Genomic DNA, 19,560 nt, shown 5'->3' on the forward strand with positions numbered 1-19,560 from the left:
AGTCGCAACGGCGGCGGGCCAACTGCTCTCGCGTGAGTACATGATGGCCCCCTTCCTTGCGCTAGGCGCAGTGAAGGGGGCCATCATGTACTGGGGCCGTAGGTACCTGAAACGACGTCGGCCGGAACCCCTCGGTGCCCCTGAGCTGGGAATGCCCGCCGGTCCCCGGCGCGTTGAACCGAGGGTGAGCACGCTTTCGGTACTGGACCGGTCCCCGACCCGGCGCGGCGGCGACGCGCCTCGCGCCCTTCGTGACACCGTCGCCTTCGCACGGGAGATCGAAGCGCTTGGCTATCACCGGTTCTGGGTCTCCGAACATCACAGCGTGCCCGGTGTCGCCGGTTCGGCGCCCACGGTGCTGGCGGCCGCGGTCGCCGCGGCGACCGAGCGGATCCGGGTCGGCACCGGCGGCGTGATGCTGCCGAACCACCGTCCGCTGGTGGTCGCGGAACAGTTCGGCGTGCTCGAATCGCTGTTCCCCGGCCGCGTCGACATGGGGCTCGGCCGGTCGGTCGGGTTCACCGGCGGGGTCCGCCAGGCGCTCGGGCACGAAAAGGACGACGCCGACCGCTTCGGCGACCAGGTCCGGGAACTGCTGGGTTTTCTCGCGGGCGACCAGACGGCGTATCCGGGCGTGCACGCCGTTCCGGCGGAGGGCCTGCGCGTGCCCGCGTTCCTGCTGGCCACCGGCGCGGGGGCGCGGCTGGCCGCGGAACTGGGGTTGCCGCTGGTGATCGCGCCGGTCCGGGGCGAGGGACCGCTGCTCGAAGCGATCGCGGGATATCGCGCCGGCTTCCAGCCCTCCGCGCAGTCGTCGCGGCCGTACGTCGTGGTGTCCACGGCGATCGCGGTCGCCGAGACGGCCGAGCGAGCACGGCGGTTGCTGATCCCCGAAGCGTGGTCGACGGTCTACTCGCGGACGCACGGCGTCTTCCCGCCGCTGTCCCCGGTCGAGGAGATCCTCGCGACGCCGTTGTCCGAGCGGGACCGGGAGCGGCTGGACCGCGCGCTCGACGGCCAGATCGCCGGCACCCCGGACGAGGTGGGCGACCGGCTGGCCGATCTCGTCGCCAAGACCGGCGCCGACGAGATCCTGGTGACCACCAGTACTTTCGACCAAGCGGAGCGGCTGGATTCCTATCGCGGGCTGGCTGAGGTCGCCGACCACGCGTTTCGTCCTCTGGATGCGGTGGTTCAGGTCGCGAACTAGCGCGTTCAGAGGACGAAACGCGTTCTAGAGGCGCAGCAGAAGCTGGGCAAGGACGCGCTGCGCGGGGTCGGCCAGGTCGATCCCGGACACCTCGGCCGCGCGCCGCACCCGGTACCGGACGGTGTTCGGATGGATGTTCAGCTCGCGCGCCGCGCGCCGGACGTCGCCGAACGCGTCGAGGTAGGCGAGTACCGCGGGGACCAGGATGCCGCCGTGCTCGGCGTCGTGCGCGACCAGTTCCGTCAGCCTCGGGTCGCGGATTCTCGGTTGCTCGCCGAGGAAGGCGAGCACCTCCGAGAGCAGGACCTCGGCGCGGACGTCGGCCAGCGAGGCGACGTCCGCGGTCCCGTGGCCGCGGGCCATCGTCGCCAGTACGCGGTCCGCGTCGCCCCGCGAAGCCGCCGCGTCGGAAAGCCGGGGAACGACACCGCCCAGCGCGGCGCGCACGCGGACGTCGAGATGCCGTTGCGCGGTGCCCACGATTTCCTTGGCCAGAGCCAGAATCGGCGGCTCGGCGTGCTCGGGGAGATCGGGGAGAAGCGCGTAGACGCGGCCGCCGATCACGCTCACGAGCGCGCTCCGCCGGTACGCGGCGGTGTGCACGGTGATCAGGTGCACCAATTCGGCGCGCCGCAGCTGCCGGTCGCTCGCCGCCCGGTCGCGGGGCAGCGAAAACGCCAGCACCATGGCCGGTTTCCCGGGATCCGCGCCGATGTCGTCGGCCACGGACTCGGCGTCGAGACGGCCGTCGAGCAGCCCGGCCAGCAGGTCCTCGCGCAGCCGCAGTTCCGGGCTGGGCAGCGTGCGATGCCGGATCAGCTGGGGTGCGAGCGCCCGGCTCGCGCCGAGCAGCGCGACCTCCGCGCTTTCGGTGAGCGGATGCGCGCCCTCCTGGACCCAGATCGTGCCCAGTGCCTGCGAACCGGCGTGGATGCCTGCCGCGATCCGCCGCCGGATGCCGAGATCGGGCCGCTCCTCGATGCGGACGATCCCCTCCCCGGCGCGAAGCCGCTGGTAGACACCCCATTCGCGCAGCATCGCGAGGTAGCGCTCCGGACCCTCGCGGCCGAGGATCGAGAGCCTGCGCAGCTCGTCCACCTCGTCACCCGCCCGCGAGTAGGCCAGTACCCGGCTCGCGGTGTCCTCGATGCTGACCAGGCCGCCGGTCAGCGTCGCGATCGTCTGCGCGAGCGCGAACAGATCACCCAGCACCTCGCCGCTGTCGGCCTCGCCGCCCGCACGGGCCGCGTCGACGACGCCCCTGGCCAGCGCTTCGACCTGCTCCCAGCGTGCCTCGTGGCCGACCTCGATCAGCGCGATCCCGGCGTCGGCCGCGACGTTCACCACCGCCGAGCCGTTCTTGATCGCCACGGCGGCCGCGCCGGAGCGGCCCGCCGCCCGGATCGCCCCCGCCGCCGACCGGCCACGCGCCCCGATCACCAGCACGAGGTCACCCGGATGGGCGTCCGGCGGGTCTTCCGGGTCGTGGATGACGACGTCCTCCACCGCCACGCCGAGTCCGCCCGGCGCCGCGAGCACCCTGACCAGCGGTTCTCCGAGCGTGGCCAGGACGTGCCGCAGCGAGGCGACGGTGGTCGGTTGGGTAGTCGCTGTCATCACCGATTAAGCCGATCGGACAAGACGGTCACCCTGATTCTAGCCAGCCGGACAAGCCGTTGCGGAGACGTCCGGTCTACCGTTCGAGGGAGACCTCTAACCGGCGAAGTGAAGTCAGGAGCAGTCAGTGGACGCCGTGACCCAGACCCCCGCCCCGAAGAACGAGCCGGTGCTGAACTACGCACCGGGCAGCGCCGAGCGCGCTGAACTCGAGGGCGCGCTCAAGTCGCTGGGCGGCGCCGACCCCATCGACATCACCGCGACGATCGGCGGTGAGCAGCGCAAGGGCGGCGGCGAGAAGATCGAGGTCGTCCAGCCGCACAACCACCAGGCGGTGCTGGGCGTCATCCACAGCGCGACCGCGCAGGACACCCACGACGCGATCGCCGCCGCCAAGGCCGCCGCCCCCGGCTGGCGCGCGCTCTCCTTCGACGACCGTGCCGCGATCATCCTGCGCGCCGCCGACCTGCTGGCCGGTCCGTGGCGGGCCAAGCTGAACGCCGCCACCATGCTGGGCCAGTCGAAGACCGCCTTCCAGGCCGAGATCGACTCCGCCTGCGAGCTGATCGACTTCTGGCGCTTCAACGTCGCCTTCGGCCGCCAGATCCTCGCCGAGCAGCCGACCAGCTCACCCGGGATCTGGAACCGGATGGAGCACCGCCCGCTCGAGGGCTTCGTGTACGCGATCACGCCGTTCAACTTCACCGCGATCTCCGGCAACCTGCCGACCGCGCCCGCGCTGATGGGCAACGTCGTGCTGTGGAAGCCGTCGCCGACGCAGAGCTACGCCGCGCACATGCTCATGCGGCTGCTCGAAGAAGCGGGGATGCCGCCGGGCGTCATCAACCTGCTGCCGGGTGACGGCAAGGCCGTCTCCGAGGTCGCCCTGACCCACCGCGACCTGGCCGGGATCCACTTCACCGGGTCCACCGCGACCTTCCAGCACCTGTGGGGCACCGTCGGCGCCAACATCGGCGGCTACCGGACCTACCCGCGCCTGGTCGGCGAGACCGGCGGCAAGGACTTCGTGCTCGCGCACGCCTCGGCCGACGTCGACATCCTGCGCACCGCCCTGATCCGCGGCGCCTTCGAGTACCAGGGCCAGAAGTGCTCTGCCGCCTCGCGCGCCTACATCCCGCGCTCGGTCTGGAGGCGCCTGAAGGACGACCTGGTCTCCGAGACCGAGGCCATCACCTACGGCGACGTCACCGACCTGAGCAACTTCGGCGGCGCCGTGATCGACCGCCGCGCCTTCGACAAGCACGCCGCCGTGCTGGCCAGTGCCGCGGAGGACGCCGAGGTCGACGTCATCGCCGGTGGCACCGCGGACGACAGTGTCGGCTACTTCGTGCGCCCGACCATCCTCGTCTCGGACAACCCGGAGCACGAGATCTTCCGCACCGAGTACTTCGGCCCGATCCTCGCGATCCACGTCTACGACGACAACACCGACGACGCGTTCGACAAGGTGCTGAAGCTGGTCGACGAGACCGCCGCTTACGCGCTCACCGGCGCTGTCATCGCCAACGACCGCACGGCCGTCGCGAAGGCGTCCGAGGCGCTGCGCTTCGCCGCCGGCAACTTCTATGTCAACGACAAGCCGACCGGCGCGGTCGTCGGCCAGCAGCCGTTCGGCGGCGGTCGCGCGTCCGGCACCAACGACAAGGCCGGTTCGGTGTTCAACCTGCTCCGCTGGACGAGCCCGCGCTCGATCAAGGAGACGTTCGTTCCCCCGACCGGCGTCCGTTACCCCCACCAGGGCTGAGATCTCCAGGAGTCCGTGATGTTGCGTGCCCCGCTGCTCGCCGCCGCCCGATCCCGGCGGATGCGGAAGCTGGTCGAGGTCGTCCCCGCCACCCGATCGGTGGTGAGCCGGTTCGTCGCCGGTGCCGGGACGTCCGACGCCGCCCGGGTGGTTCGCGAACTGGCCGATGACGGCCTTCGGGTGACCCTCGACCACCTCGGTGAGGACACCACCGATGCCGAACAGGCCGCGACGACCGTTCGCGCCTACGAAGAGCTGCTGTCCGCGCTGGCGGCGGACGGCCTCGCGTTCGGCGCCGACGTCTCGGTGAAGCTGTCCGCGGTCGGCCAGTTCCTGCCGTCCGACGGCGAGAAGGTCGCGCTGGAGAACGCCCGCAAGATCTGCGCGGCGGCCGAAGCGGTCGGTGCCACGGTCACCCTCGACATGGAGGACCACACCACCACCGACTCGACGCTGGGCATCCTGCGGGAGCTGCGCACCGAGTACCCGTGGGTGGGCGCGGTGCTGCAGGCCTACCTGCGGCGGACCGAACAGGACTGCCGCGACCTCGCCGGGGAAGGCTCCCGCGTCCGGCTGTGCAAGGGCGCGTACGCCGAACCCGAGGAGGTCGCGTTCCAGGACAAGTCCGAAGTGGACAAGTCCTACGTGCGCTGTCTGAAGATCCTCATGCGGGGCAAGGGTTATCCGATGGTCGCCTCCCACGACCCGCGGATGATCGCGATCGCCGAGAAGCTCGCCATGGACGCGGGCCGCCAGGCGGACGACCACGAATTCCAGATGCTGTACGGGATCCGTCCCGACGAGCAGCGCCGGATCGCGGGCGACGGGAAGACGATGCGCGTCTACGTGCCCTACGGCGACGAATGGTACGGCTATTTCATGCGCAGGCTGGCGGAACGCCCGGCGAACCTGGCGTTCTTCCTGCGCGGACTCGCCACCCGGGGCTGACCCGGCCCCCGGTGGCGCTGGTCCGCTGTAAGACAAAGGGCCCCTTCCCGGCGAAACCCGCCGGGAAGGGGCCCTTCTCCATGCTCGTCAGGCTTCCTGGGCCTCTTCCTTGAGCTTGTCCATGTCGATGTCGCGTGCCTGCTGGATCAGGTCTTCGAGCGTCTTCTCCGGCAGCGCGCCGGGCTGCGAGTAGATGACCGTCTTGTCGCGGATCACCGCGAGGGTGGGGATCGAGCGCACGTCGAAGGCGGCGGCCAGCTGCTGCTCGGCTTCGGTGTCGACGCTGGCGAAAACGATGTCGTCGTGGTTGCCCGACACCTTCTCGTAGGTCGGTGCGAACTGGCGGCACGGCATGCACCAGCCCGCCCAGAAGTCGATGATCACGAAGTCGTTCTCGGACACGACCTGATCGAAGTTGGCGGCGGTCAGCTCCACTGTGCTCATGCCGGGCGTAACGAAACAGGCGTGGCGCACATTCCCGTGATTGCGCGTAGCGTCTCGGATGGAGCAACCAGGTTTCGCAGGAGGCGCAGATGGCCGACGGTGACATCCTCAGCCGGATCGACGAGCTGGTCAGCGAGGAGCACGAACTCCGTTCACGGGCGATCGGAACCGGGCTGAGCTCGGATGACCGGGCCCGGCTGGCGGGCGTAGAGCAGCAGCTGGACCAGTGCTGGGACCTGCTGCGGCAGCGGCGGGCGCGCGTCGAGTTCGACGAAGACCCGGAGCAGGCCGCGGCGCGGCCGATCTCCGAGGTGGAGTCCTACCGGCAGTAGTGGTTCAGCGCCGGGCTGCCCTCTCGTGCGCGCCATGAAAGGTCCTTTCCTTGCAAATTTTGCAAGGAAAGGACCTTTCATGGCGCGTGTGGGGAGTGGGCCAGGCCGCCGCTTCGGGCGCGTGAGATGAAGGGGCCTTTCCTTGCGAAAGTTGCGATGAAAGCGTCCTTCATCTCACGGCGGCCAGGACTGGATGGCGCGCGAGGAGGGTCAGGCCGGGCAGAGTGTGCCGTCGACCGGGATCTTCCCGTCGATCAGGAAGGCGCGTGTCGCGTCGGTGACGCAGGGGGACAGCGGCAGTGCCCCGTGTCCGGCGCCCTGCCAGGTGATGGTCACCGCGCTCGGCATCTGGTCGGCGGCCCGGCCGGTGCCCTGCTCCGGGGTGACCGGGTCGGTCGCGGTGCCCGCGACGAGGATCGGCGGAGCGCCGGGCGCACCGGCGGGCGGGAGCGGTTCGCGGCGGACGGGCCACGGGCTGCACCACGCCAGCTGTCGCGCGGCGAAGACGCCGAACTGGGGGTACTTGTCGCGCAGGGTCGTGGTCACCCGGGTGAGTTCTTCGGCCGAGAGCCGGGTCGCGCTGTCGTTGCACTTGGTCGCGAGCGTGCCGTCCAGCCGGGTCGGCCGGGCGCGGGAGTCCTTCAGCACCGGCTCGGCGAACGCGGCCAGCGGGGTGACGTCGCCGGTCTGCGCGGTCTTGAGCGCCTCGGCGAGCTCCACCCAGCGCGAGCGCTGGGCGAGCCCGGCATGGACGGCGTATATCGCGATCCCGGACGTGACCTCCACGCCGTCGGTGGTCGTCGCGGGAGCGCCGCGGAGCCGGTCCGCGACGGCGGTCACGGCCGCGCGGGCGTCGCCGATCGGGCAGCCCCTGGCGATGCAGTCGGCACCGAAGGCGTCGAGGGTGGCCTGGGCGCTCGCGGCGACGGACTCCTGGACGGCGGCCGCGTCGGCGGCCGGGTCGGGCAGCCCGTCGAGCATGACCCGGCCGACCTGCGCCGGGAACCGCACGGCGTACTCGGCGAGGACCTTCGACCCGTCACCGCGCCCCAGCGCGTGCAGTTTGTCCATCCCCAGCTGTTCCCGCAGTTCTTCGAGGTCGCCGGCCGCCCGCCAGCTGTCCATCGCGACCTGCGAGTCGTCCAGTTCGATCGCGCACTGCTGACCGGCCTTGCGCGCCGCGTCGACCACCGGTTCGAGGTCACCGGCGGCCGGATCGGCGCCGAGGAGCTCGGCGCGGATCTCTCCCGGGATGCACTGCACGGGCATGGACGCGCCCGTCCCGCGCCGGTCGACGCCGATCAGGGAGAACTTCCGCAGATACTCGGGCGGCAGCGCCGCGGCGAGCCGCGCGGCGTAGAGCGACCCCGGCTCCCCGTCGACGTCGTTGACCACGACCAGCGGGATGGGCCCGTCCCCGGTCTTGACCACCGACAGCCGCGAGAGCCCGCGCCCGGGCAGGTCCGGCGCGTCGAGCGTGGTGGGCACCCTGGCGCAGGAAAACTTCAGCGTGTCCGGCACGGACGGCAGGCCCAGCCGCTGCCGGGTCGCCTCGTCGCAGCCGTCCCATTTGATCGACGGCGACCGCGGCTCGGTCAGCGGTGGCAGCGGCACCTGCTGCGGCGCCGTCGAGGAGCCGGGCGTGGTCTTGCCGTCGTTGTCGATCACCGCCGGGCGCACCGACGGCCCGGCCGTGCAGCCCGCGAGCACGGCCGCGACGGCCGTCATGAGGATCAGCCGTGGCCTGCGGCGGACGGTGCTGGCGGGGCGCACGGGCTGGTCCTCACTTTCGGGCATGACAAAAGCTCGTAGGTGAGCTTCGCAGGTGGTGTGTCAGGCGCCGGTTAACGGGTCCGCTTGACCTCGCCGCGGAACACCGCGTCCAGGTCGTACCGGGCGACCTCGTCGAGCTGGGCGTAGGTGCAGGACTCCGGCTCGCGGTCGGGACGCCAGCGTTTGAACTGCGCGGTGTGGCGGAACCGCGACGGATATCCGCCTTCCGTGTGCTCGTAGCCGACCTCGACCACCTTTTCCAGCTTCAGCGGCACCCAGGGGGCTTCTTTGGCCTTCCATCGGGTGATCCCGCCGGGGATCCGCTGCTTCTCCCGGACGTTCTCCCCCAGCCAGGGGTGATCGGCCCCGTCGGTGATCAGCGGCGCCAGTTCCTCGGCCAGTTCACGCCGCCGGGTGACCGGGAACGACCCGACGACGCCGGGGTGGTGCAGCACGCCGTCTTCGTCGTACAGCCCGAGCAGGAACGAGCCGACCATCTCGCCCGGTTCGCCGTCGACGTGCCAGCGCAGTCCCGCCAGCACGCAGTCGGCGGTGCGCGAATGCTTGTACTTCAGCAGCACGCGTTTGCCGGGGCTGTACGGCTCGTCGAGCGGTTTGCCGATGACGCCGTCGAGGCCCGCGCCCTCGAACAGCTCGAACCAGTGCCGCGCGACCGCCGGATCCGACGTGGCCGGGGTCAGGTGGATGCCGTCCGAGGCCAGCTTTTCCAGACGTTCCCGCCGCTTCGACGTCGGTTCGTCCAGATAGGACTCGTCGCCGAGCGCCAGCAGGTCGAACGCGACGAACTCCGCCGGGGTCTCGTCCGCCAGCAGCTTGATCCGGCTTTCGGCGGGGTGGATCCGGTCGGTGAGCGCGTCGAAGTCCAGCTTCCCGTCCCGGCCGACCACCAGCTCGCCGTCGAGCACGATCCGTTCCGGCAGCGTCGCTTTCAGCCGCTCGATGACCTCGGGGAAGTACCGGTTGAGCGGCTTCTCCGACCGTGACTGCAAGGTCAGCTCGTCACCGTCGCGGAACACGAGGCAGCGGTAGCCGTCCCACTTCGGCTCGAACAGCAGACCGCCGGAATCGGGGATGGCTTTCGCCGGTTTGGCGAGCATCGGTTTGAGCGGCGGTGTCAAGGGCAGCGACATGACGGCCATTCTTGCCGCATCGGCGTGGTCAGCGCACCCGTTGCGGTGCTCCCGTGTCGAGTTCGAGCCGGACGGCGGTCGGCAGCACCTCGACCCCGAGCGAGTCCCGGGCGCGGGCCAGCACGGTGCGGTCGAGGTCCTCCCAGACCCGTTTGAGGTCGGTGCCCTCGGTCAGCCAGAGCGTGATCCGCAGCGCCGGGTCCTCGCCGTCGCCGACCGCGCGGACCCGGGCCCGCGCGACGCCGTCGACCGTTTCGGCGTCGGAACGGACGGCTTCGGAGATGGCGGAGGAGGTCACCACCAGGTCGTCGTCGAGTTCGAGGTCGGGACGGCCCTCCGGGCGCAGCGACCGGAAGAACCACCACAGTCCCAGCCACAGCAGAAGCGCCCCGAGCACCAGCGCGCCGACGCGGGCGGGAAGCGCGTTCTGCGTGAGCCAGTCGAGCGCGATCGGATCGACGAGCGGCCGGTCGGCGCGGTGCGTGCCGAGCCATCCCGCGCCGACCACGAGCACCGCGGCGCCGCCCAGCAGCGCGAGAAGTCCGATGAGGACGGTCAGGGTGCGTTCCGTGCCGGTGGACCGGCCGAGTGCCCTGGCGGAGACCGAACGGCTCATCGGCGGTCCTTCGGGGAGTCGACGACGACGGACACCTTCGGCCGTCGCACCAGTGGTATTTCGTCGAGCAGACCGGAAACCGTTTCCAGCAGCCGCGGCCGCAGCTCGCCTTCGGTCTCCAGCCTGCTGGTCGCGCGGACGCGGATCTTCTTGGCGGTGGCGATGACCTTGGCACCGGCGACGTTGTCCTGCGCGCGCACGGTCACCCCCACCAGCCTCGCCAGTGAACGCGGCGAGGTGATCACGCTGACCTCGTTCGCCGGATCGGTCAGCCGGACGGCGCGCCGCCCGGCCGAAGCCGCCGCGATGATCAGCAGGAGCCCCACCACGGCGACGATGATCGCGGTGAGCCGCACCGGGGAACCGCTCCAGGACAGTTCCGCGAGCCGGTCGCGCCAGTGGTCCCACGGCACGAACAGCGGCCCCCGCCCCGGCCGCCACCAGCCCCAGCCGACCTCCAACGCCAGCAGGACCCCGGCGGCGGCCAGCGCCAGCCCGATCAGGGCGGACAGCAGGCGGACGAACAAACGCATGCCTTGGCTCCTTCTAGCGGACGCGGGGCGCGATGTCGGGCAGGAGCGCGGAGACCGTCACGGAGATGTCGCGGACCCGGTACGAGGTGATCCGCTCGACCTCCTCGGAGACCCGGGCGCGCAGATCGCCGACGATGCGCCGCACCGGCGCCGGGTAGTTCAGCGCCACGTCGAGGACGAGATCGACGTCGTTGCCCTCACCGCCGACCTTCGCGCTCGCGCCGTGCGTGCCCAGCCCGAGTCCGGCGATCCGCCGTTCCGCCCGCGTGGTCCCGTCGACCTGGTCCGCGGCGTGCTGCGCGATCTTGCGGACCACGGCGGGGGCGATGGTGAGGGTGCCGCGATCCTCGGGGTCGGGCGGGACGGTCATTTGTCGCGGCCCCGGCCGAACAGATCGCCGAGGTCGAGTTCGCCGTCGAGGACCCGGCCGAGGACGAGACCGATGACGCCGACGGCCAAGGTCACCAGGAACGCGGTGAAGCCCTGTGTCGCGGCGAGGCCGAGGATGAGCCCGGCGAGCAGGCCGGTCTGGGTGCCGGTCATCATTCGACCCGCGAGGTCTCGGTCTCGCCGCCGTTCTCGTCGGGCAGGTGGATGTCGTTGACCGCGATGTTGACCTCGATGACCTCGAGGCCGGTGATCTGCTCGACCTGCCCGATCACGTTGCGGCGCACCGCACGCGCGACGTCCACGATGCGTGCGCCGTACTCGACGACGACGTCGAGGTCGATCGCCGCCTGCTTCTCGCCGACCTCGACCGTGACACCGGAGGTGGTGACCGTGCCGGAGCCGGGGATGCGCTCGCGGATCGCGCCGAAGGCCCGCGAAACACCGCCGCCCAGCGCGTGGATCCCGGTCACCTCACGGGTGGCGAGTCCGGCCACCTTCTGCACCACCACCGACGAGATGGTGGTCTTGCCGGCGGCTCCTTCCTCGTTGAGGGTCGATCCCGCCCCGACACCCGCCAACGCGGTCCCGGGCTTGCTCGCGCTCGGCTGCGCCATGAAGTTCGCTCCTTCTCGCACCTGCGCCCCGCGGCCTGCGCGCGCGGCGTTCCCTACGCTCTCACCGACCAGGACACGCGCGCATGCCGAGTCGTCCCGCGGTGTCACCCAAATGGGGTAATCCGAACCGGGGTTCGTCCGTCCGCGCGTGAGCTCAGTCGGGATGCACGTCGACGACGTGGATGTTGACCGTGGGCGGAGCCGAGCCCAGCTGGCCGGTCAAGGCCTCGGTGACCCGGCGGCGCAACAGGTCCGCGGCCGCCGCTTCGACGCCGAACCGGACCGTCACCAATACCTGGAGCACGTCGTCTTCGAGCGCGACGGCCGAGACGTGCACCCCGCCGAGGTCGCGCCCGATCTCCGCGGCGAGTTTCCTGGTCATCAGCACCAGGGCCCGCTCCGACACCTGGGTCTTCCCGCCCGCGGACGGCAGGTCGAGCGGCGGCGTGGTCCGTCCGCCGCGGACGCCGCCGACCGAGCGGAGCACCCGTTCGACGAGTCCTGGCGGCGTCGGCACCGGACGGCTCGCGACGGCGCGCACCTGCTCCCACCGGGGGTCGTCGCGCGGATCCTGGGTCATCACCGTTCCCCGGGTCGGAAGTTGTCGCCGAGTTTCGCCAGCAGCGCCACCCTGGCGCGGTGCAAACGGGCGCGCAGGGCGGGCACGCCGACCTCGAGGACCTCGGCGACCTCCTCGTAGGTCAACCCCTCGAATTCTCGCAGAATCAGCGGGATCCGCTGACCGACGTCGAGTTCGGCGATCGCGCGCAGCACCGCGCCGACCTGTTCGGCGCTCACCACGTGACCCTCCGGGCCCGGCACGACACCCGCGTCGCCCTCGTCGAGCGGCACGGTCGGTTTCCGGCGCCGGACCTGGCCGAGCGCGCCGTTGGTGGTCACCCGGTACAGCCAGGTGGACACCGCGGATTCGTGGCGGAAGCCCGGCAGCGCGCGCCACGCGGAAAGCCAGGCCTCCTGGACGACGTCTTCGGCCTCCGCCGAGCTGCCGGTGATCCGCAGCGCCACCCGGTACATCCTGGCCGTGTGCCGCCGCACCAAGGTGTCGAAGGCACCGTGGTCCCCGGCGGCGGCCCTGACCGCCAGTTCCTTGTCCGGAACCGGCGCGGGCTCGCTCACCCGCCCTCCCGGCGGCGGTAACGCAGCATGGTGAAACCGTCCTCGAACAGCACCGACGCGAGGTCCATCCGGCGTGGTTCCGGGGTGGGCCCGCCATCGGAAATCCGGCGCGCGCCGGCGCCAGCCAGCAGGGGAGCGACGGTGAGACACAACTGGTCGACGAGATCGGCCGCGATCAGGTCGCCGAACAGTTTCGGCCCGCCCTCACAGTCGACGCGGTACAGCCCGCGTTTCCCGAGGAGTCCGAGCGCGTACCGCAGATCGACGTCGTCGGTCCCGGCGACGAGCACGTCCGCGCCCGCGCGTTCCAGCGCGGCACGGCGACCCGTGGGCGCCTGCTCGGTGGTGAGGACGATCGGCGGCACTTTCGTGTCGGTGAACAGCGGCCCCGCGGGGTCGAGATCACCCGACCGGGTCACCACCGCGATCGGCGGGACCTCCGACAAACCGCGCGAAAGCCGGCGGGCGGCCCGTTCGGCGTTGATCCGCGCGCCGCGGTAACCCTCGGCGCGCACCGTGCCCGCGCCGACCAGGATGACGTCGGAAAGCAACCTTCCGAGCAGGAAGACGCGCTTGTCGGCGGGGTGCGAAAGCCCTTCGGACAGCTCGTCGACCGCGGCCGCGCCGTCGGCGGAGCTGACGAAGTTGACCTGGACCCAGGGACGGGTCAGGTCCTCGGGATATCCGTAGAGCCGCTCCAGGTCGGCGTCGGAGACGGGTTCCGCCGGTGTCGTTGGCCACAAAAGCTGCACCCGGCTATCCCAACACGCGCCCGACGGCACCGCTGAGCGGGGGATACGCCCGTTCAGGGAGGGTGAACGGCCACCGCCGGTGCCGTTACTCTCGGCGCATGCCCGCCCGCCTGATCGATCGCCGTCCGGAGCTGTCCGCCGACGAGCTGATCACCGCGCTCGTCCCGCCGCCCCGGTTCGACGCGGTCCGGTTCTCCACCTACGTGCCCGATCCGCACGAGCCGAGCCAGGCCGAGGCCGTGGACACCTGCGGCGCGTTCGCGAAACGCGTGGCGGAAGCCGCGGGCCGGAAGCCGAAGTCGAAGCTGCGCGCGTTGTTCGGCGGCGGGGACGAGGAGCCGTCCGGGCCGATGGGGCTCTATCTCGACGGCGGCTTCGGTGTCGGCAAGACCCACCTGCTCGCCTCGACGTGGCACGAGACTCCGTCGCCCAAGGCGTACGGGACCTTCGTGGAGCTGACCCACCTGGTCGGCGCACTGGGGTTCGCCGAGGCGGTGCGGCGGCTGTCCGAACACCGGTTCCTGGCGATCGACGAGTTCGAACTCGACGACCCCGGCGACACCATGCTCGTCACCCGGCTGCTGCAGGAGCTGATCTCGGCGGGCGTCTTCGTGGCGGCGACCTCCAACACGCTGCCGGACAAACTCGGCGAGGGCCGGTTCGCCGCGGCGGACTTCCTGCGCGAGATCCAGTCGCTGTCCGCCCGGTTCGGCGTCTGCCGGGTCGACGGCCCGGACTACCGCCACCGCGGTCTTCCGGACGCGCCGCCGCCCGCGACTCCCGAGGAACTGGAGTCGTCGGCCGGCGCCCATCCCGAGTCCACTGTGGACGATTTCGACGCGTTGTGCGACCACCTCGCCGGGTTGCACCCTTCGCGATACGGCAGGCTTCTCGACGGCGTGACCCGCGTGCACCTGCGCGACATCCACCCGGTTCCCGACCAGAACGTCGGACTGCGGCTGGTCGCCTTCGCCGACCGGCTCTACGACCGCGCGATCCCGCTGGTGGTCTCGGGCGAGCCGGTGCCGCTGTTGTTCACCGAGGAGATGGTGAACGGCGGCTACCGCAAGAAGTACCTGCGCGCGGTCAGCCGTCTGACCGCACTGGCGCGCGACGCCGTGCAGCCCAGGTGAGCAGCACCCAGGTCGCGCAGACGGTCGCGATGGCGAACAGTGCGCCGCCCACGACGTCGGTCAGGTAGTGGTAGCCGAGGCCGATCATGCCGATCGTGACCCCGACGAGCACCACCGCGCCCACGATCGCGATGACGGCCGTCGCGAGCCCGGGCCGGGCGAGCAGGACGAGCGCGGTCAGCACCGCGACCAGCGCGACGGTGTGCCCGCTGGGATAAGCGAGATAGGTGTTCTTCCAGCGGTCGAAAAGCGGTTTGAGCACCCAAGTGTTGGCGGCGATGGCGACGAGCGGGCCCACGATGGTCAGCGCCGCTTCGGGCTTGCGCCGTCCGAACAGGCACAGGACGGCGGCGAGGAGCGCGACCGGGATCAGCACGGCGGCCTCGGTCGGCAGGACGAGTAGCCGCAGAAGACCGGTGTCGGCGCCGAAGGTGCGCTCCACCCACTTGACGGCGAGGTCGTCCGGACCGGAAAGGCCTTCGCCGGACACCAGGAAGCCGAGTACGGCCATGATCGCGGCGCAAGTCACCGCGATGAGCCCGTACGGCGCTCTTCCGCTCATCCGGCGAGATTACGTGACAGGTGATCCGTCACCATGCAGGGACGGCGCACGAGGACGAAGGGGGCTTTCGATGCGGATCAGTGTGGTCGGCGGCGGCGTGATCGGGCTGAGCTGCGCGCACCGGCTCGCCGGGGCCGGGCACGACGTCACGGTGCTCACCGAGGCCCGGCCGGAGGAGACGACGTCGGCGGTCGCCGGTGGCGTGCTCTTCCCGCCGCCGGCGGCGAACTCCGGCCGGGTCGATCGCTGGACCGTGGCGAGTGTGCGGGAATACCGCTCGCTCGGCGCACCCGGTGTCCGCGTGATCCGGGGGACCTACTTCGTCCCGCGTGAGGCGCCGGTGCCGTCGTGGGCGTTCTCGATGCCGGACCTCGACCACGAACCCGGACGGCTCACCTTCACGACCGCGGTGATCGACACCCCGGTCTACCTCGCCTGGCTCGCCGGACGGGTCGCCGCCCTGGGGGCGCGCACCGAGTTCCGCACCGTCGCGCGGCTCGACGACCTCGACGCGGATCTGGTGGTGAACGCGGCCGGGCTCGGCGGCGGGCGGCTGGCGGGGGACAGCACCGTGGTGCCGGTCGGCGGCCACGTCGTCCATCTCGCCGATCCGGGGCTGACCGAGTGGATCGTCGACAGCTCCTCGCCGGTGCCGCGGCACGTGATCCCGCACGGACGGCACGTCGTCTGCGGCGGCACCCAGGAACCCGGACGCGCCGACGTCACGCCGGACCCCGGGGTCACCGCGGACATCGTGCGGCGGTGCCGGGAACTCGTGCCCGAACTGGCGGACGCGCCGGTATTGGGCGCGAAGGTGGGCTTGCGGCCGTTCCGGCCCGAGGTCCGGCTGGACCGCGAGGGCGACGTCGTCCACTGCTACGGGCACGGGGGCGCCGGGATCACACTGGCCTGGGGCTGCGCCGACGACGTCTTGAGCCTGGTGTGACCCCGCATTGAGAGGACTAAACGCGGGTGGTCAGAGGGCGGCGAAGGCGGCGAAGTCCGCTTCGGTCTGATCCGCGTACCGCACCGCGTAGGCCCCGATCGCCTCATCGAGGTCTTCGTCGTCCTCGAAGTATCCCGCCAGCAGCCGCGGATGCAGCGACCGCGCGTGCGCCCGCGCCAGCAACGCGCCCGCCAGCCGGCCGTAGTCGTCGAGGTGGTCCTTCTTCAGTTCCGCGGGATCGATGTCGCCCTTGAGGTTCCGGAACTGCCGCACGATGTACGGCAAGCCGTCGATGGTCGTCCAGCCGAGCAGGATGTCGGTCTCGGCCTGCACGAGCCGCGCCCCTTCGACGATCCGGCGGCCCTCGTGGTCCGGCGAAGCCAGCCCGAGATAGGGCGACAGTGCCGACGGGTTGGCCTGTTTCACTTGCAGGACAAGGTCTTCGCCGGAGTTGCCGTGCAGCAGCGCGACGTAGCTCCGCAATCCGACACTGCCGGTGCCGACCACCCGGAAGGCCACATCGGACACCCGGTACCGCGAGATCAGCGTCCGCCGCGACTCGCGCAGTGTGTCCACATAGGACACCAGTCCGGTGAGCACGGCTTCCGCCGTCGCGTCGTCGACGTGCGTGAGGACCGGCGGGTCTTCGACGAACCGGTGCCGTTCGAGACCGGTCCGGTGATCGTCGATGCGCCGGGTCCACTTCGCGGTGACCTTCGCGCTGGTGTTCTTCCGCGCCTTCTCGGCCGCTTCCTCGAAGTCGTCGATCAGGTCGTGCGCCTTGACCGCGCTCAGCACCGAGGCGTCCGGCAGCGCGTTCCACGACCGCAGGAACGGCAGTGCCGCGAGGCCCCGGATGGTGCGCCGGTAGGACTTCACCGCGTCCTCGGCGGCTTCGCGGCAGCCTGACTCGCCGATGCCGCCCTCGCGTCCGGCCAGTACGAGACTCGCGGCGAGGCGTTTGAGGTCCCATTCCCACGGGCCGGGCACGGACTCGTCGAAGTCGTTGATGTCCATCACGATCTGGCCCTCGGGCGTGCCGTAAAGCCCGAAATTCGCCGCGTGCGCGTCTCCGCAGAGCTGCGCCGTCAGCCCGGACGCGGGCGTCCCCGCCAGATCGGCGGCCATCAGCCCGGCCGCGCCCCGGTAGAAGGTGAACGGCGACGCGAGCATGCGCTCGCGCCGCAGTTCCACCAGTTCGGGCAGGCGGCCTTCGTTGCTCCGCGCGAAGAACTCCGCCACGGTAGGCCGGTCGGCGCCCGCCGCCGAGTGGTCGTGCGCGGACGTCGGCGCCTTGTCCCGCAGCGCCTTACCCCTCGCGGACCAGTCCTCCGGCGACACCGTTTCGGTGCCGACCAGCGGCCGCTCGACCCACTCCCGCTCGTCTCCCATGGACAGCCAACGTACCGGCCGCCCGAAAGGTTCACCGGGTCCCGACGACCTCCGTGATCGCGTCGATACCGCGGTCGAGTTCCTCGCGGGTGATCACCAGCGGCGGCGCGATCCGCAGCGTGTGGTCGTGCGTCTCCTTGCACAGCACGCCGCGTTCGGCCAGCTCGGTGGACGCCTCCCGGCCGGTCGGGCCGCCGGGCGCGATGTCGACGCCCGCCCACAGCCCGCGACCGCGGACCTCGGCCAGTCCGTCGCCGACCAGTTCCCCGAGCCGCGCGTGCAGGTGGGCGCCCAGTTCTCGCGAGCGCTCCTGGAACTCGCCGGTCTTCAGCAGCCCGACCACGGCCCGCCCGATCGCGCAGGCGACCGGGTTCCCGCCGAAGGTGGAGCCGTGCTCACCCGGCCGCAGCACCCCCAGCACGTCCTGGCCGCCGACGACCGCCGACACCGGCATGATCCCGCCGCCGAGCGCCTTGCCCAGGGTGTAGACGTCGGCGCGCACGCCTTCGTGGTCGAGCGCGAGGACGGTGCCGGTGCGCGCGAGACCGGACTGGATCTCGTCGGCGATCAGCAGCACGTTGTGCTCGTCGCAGAGCCGCCGCGCTTCGGCGAAGTAGCCGGCGGGCGGCACGATCACGCCCGCCTCACCCTGCACCGGCTCCAGCAGGATCGCGGCGGTGCGCTCGGTGATGGCGTCCCGCAGCGCGTTCGCGTCGCCGTACTTGACGGTGACGAAGCCCGGGGTGAACGGGCCGAAGTCGGCGCGCGCGGTCTCGTCGGTGGAGAAGGACACGATGGTCGTCGTGCGGCCGTGGAAGTTCGACCCGGCGACGATGATTTCGGCGGTCCCGTCGGGGACGCCCTTGACCCGGTAGGCCCACTTCCGGGCGATCTTCACCGCGGACTCGACGGCTTCCGCGCCGGAGTTCATCGGCAGCGTCATCTCGGTGCCGGTCAGCTCCGCGAGTTCCCGGCAGAAGAGCCCGAGCTGGTCGTGGTGGAAGGCGCGCGAGGTCAGCGTGACCCGGCCGAACTGCTCGACCGCGGCGGCGATGAGCCCGGGGTGGCGGTGCCCGAAGTTCAGCGCGGAGTAGCCGGAAAGGAAGTCGAGGTAGGTCTTGCCCTCGACGTCGGTGACCGAAGCGCCTTCGGCGGTGGCGATCACCACGGGCAGGGGGTGGTAGTTGTGCGTGCTCCACTGCTCGTCGAGCGCGATGAAGTCGGCGGTCGTCATGCGTTCAGGTTAGAGGGCCGTCCGTCCGCTTTCATCCGGGAAACGTTGCTTTGACCCGTTATTCGTTGCGTATCGACTCCGTTGAGTGGCGAAATCGTGCGCACGAGTACTCGATCACCACAGGCGGGACGGCCGGAGCGCGGTTATCGTCGCCGGATGGCGAAAAAGGACCGCGTCTCCGTCCGTGACGCGCTGAGGATCGGCAAGGGGACCGAGCGGCACCATCCGGGCTCGTTCCCGATCGGGCCGCGCAAGAAGCCGAAGGCGCTCAAGGACCTCGTCGACTCCGGCGACAGGCTCGCCAAGCTGCAGGAGGCCCTGTACGCGGAGGGCGTCGGCGGCGGCAACCGCAGCGTCCTGCTGGTGTTGCAGGGGATGGACACGTCGGGCAAGGGCGGCACCGTCGGGCACGTCCTCGGCCTGGTCAACCCGATGGGTGTGCGGTACGCGGGGTTCAAGAAGCCGACCGCGGCCGAGGCGCGCCACCACTACCTGTGGCGGATCCGCGAACAGCTCCCCGTGCCGGGGCAGGTCGGCGTCTTCGACCGCTCCCACTACGAGGACATCCTGGTCCCGCGCGTGCGGAAGCTGATCCCCGCCGCGGAATGGCGCAAGCGCTACGCCGAGATCAACGAGTTCGAACAGGAACTGACCGGCGCGGGCACGACGATCGTGAAGGTGTTCCTCGACATCTCACCGGAAGAGCAGCTCAGACGGCTCAAGGCGAGGCTGGAGACCCCGGCGAAGTGGTGGAAGTACAACCCCGCCGACCTGGACGCGCGCGCACAGTGGAACGACTACCAGAAGGCCTACGCCGACATCTTCGCCAACACCTCCACCCCGGCGGCGCCCTGGTACGCCGTCCCCGCCGACCACAAGTGGTACCGCAACTGGCTGGTCGCGCGGCTGCTGATCGAAACGATCGAGGAGATGGCCCCGAAGTTCCCCCCGGCGAACTTCGATCCCGGTGCGGAACTGAAGAAGCTGGAAGGCGTTGGCGTACCGGGATGA

The 19,560-nt window shown here is 70.9% G+C and carries 22 protein-coding genes; 7 read left to right on the top strand and 15 right to left on the bottom strand.

The annotated features are described in order from the left end of the window. Nucleotides 1-151: 151 nt before the first annotated feature. The gene (locus AVL48_RS31195) at nucleotides 152-1,210 is read left to right on the top strand and encodes an LLM class flavin-dependent oxidoreductase (protein ID WP_143104703.1); all 1,059 of its coding nucleotides are present in this window, start codon (nucleotides 152-154) and stop codon (nucleotides 1,208-1,210) included. A 24-nt stretch (nucleotides 1,211-1,234) separates the two neighbouring features. Here AVL48_RS31195 and AVL48_RS31200 read toward each other — a convergent pair whose 3' ends face one another. Next, complete coding sequence (locus AVL48_RS31200; RefSeq protein WP_143104704.1) at nucleotides 1,235-2,827, bottom strand: PucR family transcriptional regulator; 1,593 nt, start codon at nucleotides 2,825-2,827, stop codon at nucleotides 1,235-1,237. A 127-nt stretch (nucleotides 2,828-2,954) separates the two neighbouring features. Here AVL48_RS31200 and pruA point away from each other — a divergent pair, with 127 nt between their 5' ends. Beyond that, nucleotides 2,955-4,592, top strand: a complete 1,638-nt coding sequence (gene pruA, locus AVL48_RS31205) for an L-glutamate gamma-semialdehyde dehydrogenase (protein ID WP_061988769.1) — start codon at nucleotides 2,955-2,957, stop codon at nucleotides 4,590-4,592. A gap of 18 nt (nucleotides 4,593-4,610) precedes the next feature. Next, nucleotides 4,611-5,540 carry a proline dehydrogenase family protein gene (locus AVL48_RS31210; RefSeq protein WP_061988771.1) on the top strand — a complete coding sequence of 310 codons (930 nt, stop codon included), beginning with the start codon at nucleotides 4,611-4,613 and terminating at the stop codon, nucleotides 5,538-5,540. An 87-nt stretch (nucleotides 5,541-5,627) separates the two neighbouring features. On the opposite strand, the gene AVL48_RS31215 is transcribed toward AVL48_RS31210, so the two are convergent. Beyond that, complete coding sequence (locus AVL48_RS31215; protein ID WP_037303795.1) at nucleotides 5,628-5,984, bottom strand: thioredoxin family protein; 357 nt, start codon at nucleotides 5,982-5,984, stop codon at nucleotides 5,628-5,630. Between the two features lie 89 nt (nucleotides 5,985-6,073). Between AVL48_RS31215 and AVL48_RS31220 the strand changes: the two genes are divergently transcribed. Next, nucleotides 6,074-6,316, top strand: a complete 243-nt coding sequence (locus tag AVL48_RS31220) for a DUF2630 family protein (protein WP_061988773.1) — start codon at nucleotides 6,074-6,076, stop codon at nucleotides 6,314-6,316. 210 nt (nucleotides 6,317-6,526) lie between these two features. Here the strand turns inward: AVL48_RS31220 and AVL48_RS31225 are convergent, their stop codons facing one another. The 10 genes from AVL48_RS31225 to AVL48_RS31265 all read right to left on the bottom strand — a co-directional run bounded on the left by AVL48_RS31225 (nucleotide 6,527) and on the right by AVL48_RS31265 (nucleotide 13,282). Further along, nucleotides 6,527-8,113, bottom strand: a complete 1,587-nt coding sequence (locus AVL48_RS31225) for an alpha/beta hydrolase (protein WP_425319898.1) — start codon at nucleotides 8,111-8,113, stop codon at nucleotides 6,527-6,529. Nucleotides 8,114-8,160: 47 nt separating this feature from the next. Continuing rightward, entirely contained in the window at nucleotides 8,161-9,240 is a 1,080-nt protein-coding gene (locus AVL48_RS31230) for an ATP-dependent DNA ligase (RefSeq protein ID WP_061988836.1), read from the bottom strand. A 28-nt stretch (nucleotides 9,241-9,268) separates the two neighbouring features. Then, on the bottom strand, nucleotides 9,269-9,856 hold the full coding sequence (amaP, locus tag AVL48_RS31235) for an alkaline shock response membrane anchor protein AmaP (protein WP_061988775.1): 588 nt from the start codon (nucleotides 9,854-9,856) through the stop codon (nucleotides 9,269-9,271). Further along, on the bottom strand, nucleotides 9,853-10,389 hold the full coding sequence (locus AVL48_RS31240; RefSeq protein WP_061988777.1) for a DUF6286 domain-containing protein: 537 nt from the start codon (nucleotides 10,387-10,389) through the stop codon (nucleotides 9,853-9,855). Before AVL48_RS31240 ends, amaP begins: the two co-directional genes overlap by 4 nt. Before the next feature lie 13 nt (nucleotides 10,390-10,402). Next, entirely contained in the window at nucleotides 10,403-10,759 is a 357-nt protein-coding gene (locus AVL48_RS31245; RefSeq protein WP_061988779.1) for an Asp23/Gls24 family envelope stress response protein, read from the bottom strand. Further along, nucleotides 10,756-10,932 (bottom strand): hypothetical protein, encoded by a 177-nt coding sequence (locus AVL48_RS39295; RefSeq protein WP_143104690.1) that lies wholly within the window; start codon nucleotides 10,930-10,932, stop codon nucleotides 10,756-10,758. The genes AVL48_RS31245 and AVL48_RS39295 overlap by 4 nt, the downstream gene beginning before the upstream one ends. After that, nucleotides 10,932-11,393 carry an Asp23/Gls24 family envelope stress response protein gene (locus AVL48_RS31250; RefSeq protein WP_061988783.1) on the bottom strand — a complete coding sequence of 154 codons (462 nt, stop codon included), beginning with the start codon at nucleotides 11,391-11,393 and terminating at the stop codon, nucleotides 10,932-10,934. Before AVL48_RS31250 ends, AVL48_RS39295 begins: the two co-directional genes overlap by 1 nt. Nucleotides 11,394-11,547: 154 nt before the next feature. After that, nucleotides 11,548-11,973 (bottom strand): hypothetical protein, encoded by a 426-nt coding sequence (locus AVL48_RS31255; protein ID WP_061988785.1) that lies wholly within the window; start codon nucleotides 11,971-11,973, stop codon nucleotides 11,548-11,550. After that, entirely contained in the window at nucleotides 11,973-12,530 is a 558-nt protein-coding gene (locus AVL48_RS31260; RefSeq protein WP_061988787.1) for an RNA polymerase sigma factor, read from the bottom strand. The genes AVL48_RS31255 and AVL48_RS31260 overlap by 1 nt, the downstream gene beginning before the upstream one ends. Beyond that, complete coding sequence (locus AVL48_RS31265; protein WP_061988789.1) at nucleotides 12,527-13,282, bottom strand: pyrimidine reductase family protein; 756 nt, start codon at nucleotides 13,280-13,282, stop codon at nucleotides 12,527-12,529. The genes AVL48_RS31260 and AVL48_RS31265 overlap by 4 nt, the downstream gene beginning before the upstream one ends. A 98-nt stretch (nucleotides 13,283-13,380) precedes the next feature. Between AVL48_RS31265 and zapE the strand changes: the two genes are divergently transcribed. Further along, entirely contained in the window at nucleotides 13,381-14,415 is a 1,035-nt protein-coding gene (gene zapE, locus AVL48_RS31270; protein WP_061988790.1) for a cell division protein ZapE, read from the top strand. Here zapE and AVL48_RS31275 read toward each other — a convergent pair. Continuing rightward, nucleotides 14,369-14,977 carry a phosphatase PAP2 family protein gene (locus AVL48_RS31275; RefSeq protein WP_061988792.1) on the bottom strand — a complete coding sequence of 203 codons (609 nt, stop codon included), beginning with the start codon at nucleotides 14,975-14,977 and terminating at the stop codon, nucleotides 14,369-14,371. The two genes, zapE and AVL48_RS31275, sit on opposite strands and share 47 nt — an antisense overlap. Nucleotides 14,978-15,047: 70 nt before the next feature. Between AVL48_RS31275 and AVL48_RS31280 the strand changes: the two genes are divergently transcribed. After that, on the top strand, nucleotides 15,048-15,923 hold the full coding sequence (locus AVL48_RS31280; protein ID WP_061988794.1) for an FAD-dependent oxidoreductase: 876 nt from the start codon (nucleotides 15,048-15,050) through the stop codon (nucleotides 15,921-15,923). A 30-nt stretch (nucleotides 15,924-15,953) separates the two neighbouring features. On the opposite strand, the gene AVL48_RS31285 is transcribed toward AVL48_RS31280, so the two are convergent. Both AVL48_RS31285 and rocD read right to left on the bottom strand, forming a co-directional pair. Next, on the bottom strand, nucleotides 15,954-17,315 hold the full coding sequence (locus AVL48_RS31285; protein WP_061988796.1) for a DUF2252 domain-containing protein: 1,362 nt from the start codon (nucleotides 17,313-17,315) through the stop codon (nucleotides 15,954-15,956). A gap of 31 nt (nucleotides 17,316-17,346) precedes the next feature. Further along, the gene (gene rocD / locus AVL48_RS31290; RefSeq protein WP_061988798.1) at nucleotides 17,347-18,549 is read right to left on the bottom strand and encodes an ornithine--oxo-acid transaminase; all 1,203 of its coding nucleotides are present in this window, start codon (nucleotides 18,547-18,549) and stop codon (nucleotides 17,347-17,349) included. Between the two features lie 156 nt (nucleotides 18,550-18,705). Between rocD and AVL48_RS31295 the strand changes: the two genes are divergently transcribed. Beyond that, entirely contained in the window at nucleotides 18,706-19,560 is an 855-nt protein-coding gene (locus AVL48_RS31295; RefSeq protein ID WP_061988800.1) for a PPK2 family polyphosphate kinase, read from the top strand.

This window comes from Amycolatopsis regifaucium (genome assembly GCF_001613935.1).
In the GTDB taxonomy this organism is placed as follows: Bacteria; Actinomycetota; Actinomycetes; order Mycobacteriales; family Pseudonocardiaceae; genus Amycolatopsis; species Amycolatopsis regifaucium.

What these genes read in the sequence shown, in the direction of transcription:
- AVL48_RS31295 (WP_061988800.1), top strand. Translation starts at nt 18,706, where the DNA reads ATGGCGAAAAAGGACCGCGTCTCCGTCCGTGACGCGCTGAGGATCGGC.
- AVL48_RS31240 (WP_061988777.1), bottom strand. Translation starts at nt 10,389, where the DNA reads ATGCGTTTGTTCGTCCGCCTGCTGTCCGCCCTGATCGGGCTGGCGCTG.
- AVL48_RS31250 (WP_061988783.1), bottom strand. Translation starts at nt 11,393, where the DNA reads ATGGCGCAGCCGAGCGCGAGCAAGCCCGGGACCGCGTTGGCGGGTGTC.
- AVL48_RS31245 (WP_061988779.1), bottom strand. Translation starts at nt 10,759, where the DNA reads ATGACCGTCCCGCCCGACCCCGAGGATCGCGGCACCCTCACCATCGCC.
- AVL48_RS31280 (WP_061988794.1), top strand. Translation starts at nt 15,048, where the DNA reads ATGCGGATCAGTGTGGTCGGCGGCGGCGTGATCGGGCTGAGCTGCGCG.
- zapE (WP_061988790.1), top strand. Translation starts at nt 13,381, where the DNA reads ATGCCCGCCCGCCTGATCGATCGCCGTCCGGAGCTGTCCGCCGACGAG.
- rocD (WP_061988798.1), bottom strand. Translation starts at nt 18,549, where the DNA reads ATGACGACCGCCGACTTCATCGCGCTCGACGAGCAGTGGAGCACGCAC.
- AVL48_RS31195 (WP_143104703.1), top strand. Translation starts at nt 152, where the DNA reads ATGCCCGCCGGTCCCCGGCGCGTTGAACCGAGGGTGAGCACGCTTTCG.
- AVL48_RS31230 (WP_061988836.1), bottom strand. Translation starts at nt 9,240, where the DNA reads ATGTCGCTGCCCTTGACACCGCCGCTCAAACCGATGCTCGCCAAACCG.
- AVL48_RS31275 (WP_061988792.1), bottom strand. Translation starts at nt 14,977, where the DNA reads ATGAGCGGAAGAGCGCCGTACGGGCTCATCGCGGTGACTTGCGCCGCG.
- AVL48_RS39295 (WP_143104690.1), bottom strand. Translation starts at nt 10,932, where the DNA reads ATGACCGGCACCCAGACCGGCCTGCTCGCCGGGCTCATCCTCGGCCTC.
- AVL48_RS31210 (WP_061988771.1), top strand. Translation starts at nt 4,611, where the DNA reads ATGTTGCGTGCCCCGCTGCTCGCCGCCGCCCGATCCCGGCGGATGCGG.
- AVL48_RS31285 (WP_061988796.1), bottom strand. Translation starts at nt 17,315, where the DNA reads ATGGGAGACGAGCGGGAGTGGGTCGAGCGGCCGCTGGTCGGCACCGAA.
- AVL48_RS31215 (WP_037303795.1), bottom strand. Translation starts at nt 5,984, where the DNA reads ATGAGCACAGTGGAGCTGACCGCCGCCAACTTCGATCAGGTCGTGTCC.
- amaP (WP_061988775.1), bottom strand. Translation starts at nt 9,856, where the DNA reads ATGAGCCGTTCGGTCTCCGCCAGGGCACTCGGCCGGTCCACCGGCACG.
- AVL48_RS31255 (WP_061988785.1), bottom strand. Translation starts at nt 11,973, where the DNA reads ATGACCCAGGATCCGCGCGACGACCCCCGGTGGGAGCAGGTGCGCGCC.
- AVL48_RS31225 (WP_425319898.1), bottom strand. Translation starts at nt 8,113, where the DNA reads ATGCCCGAAAGTGAGGACCAGCCCGTGCGCCCCGCCAGCACCGTCCGC.
- AVL48_RS31200 (WP_143104704.1), bottom strand. Translation starts at nt 2,827, where the DNA reads ATGACAGCGACTACCCAACCGACCACCGTCGCCTCGCTGCGGCACGTC.
- AVL48_RS31220 (WP_061988773.1), top strand. Translation starts at nt 6,074, where the DNA reads ATGGCCGACGGTGACATCCTCAGCCGGATCGACGAGCTGGTCAGCGAG.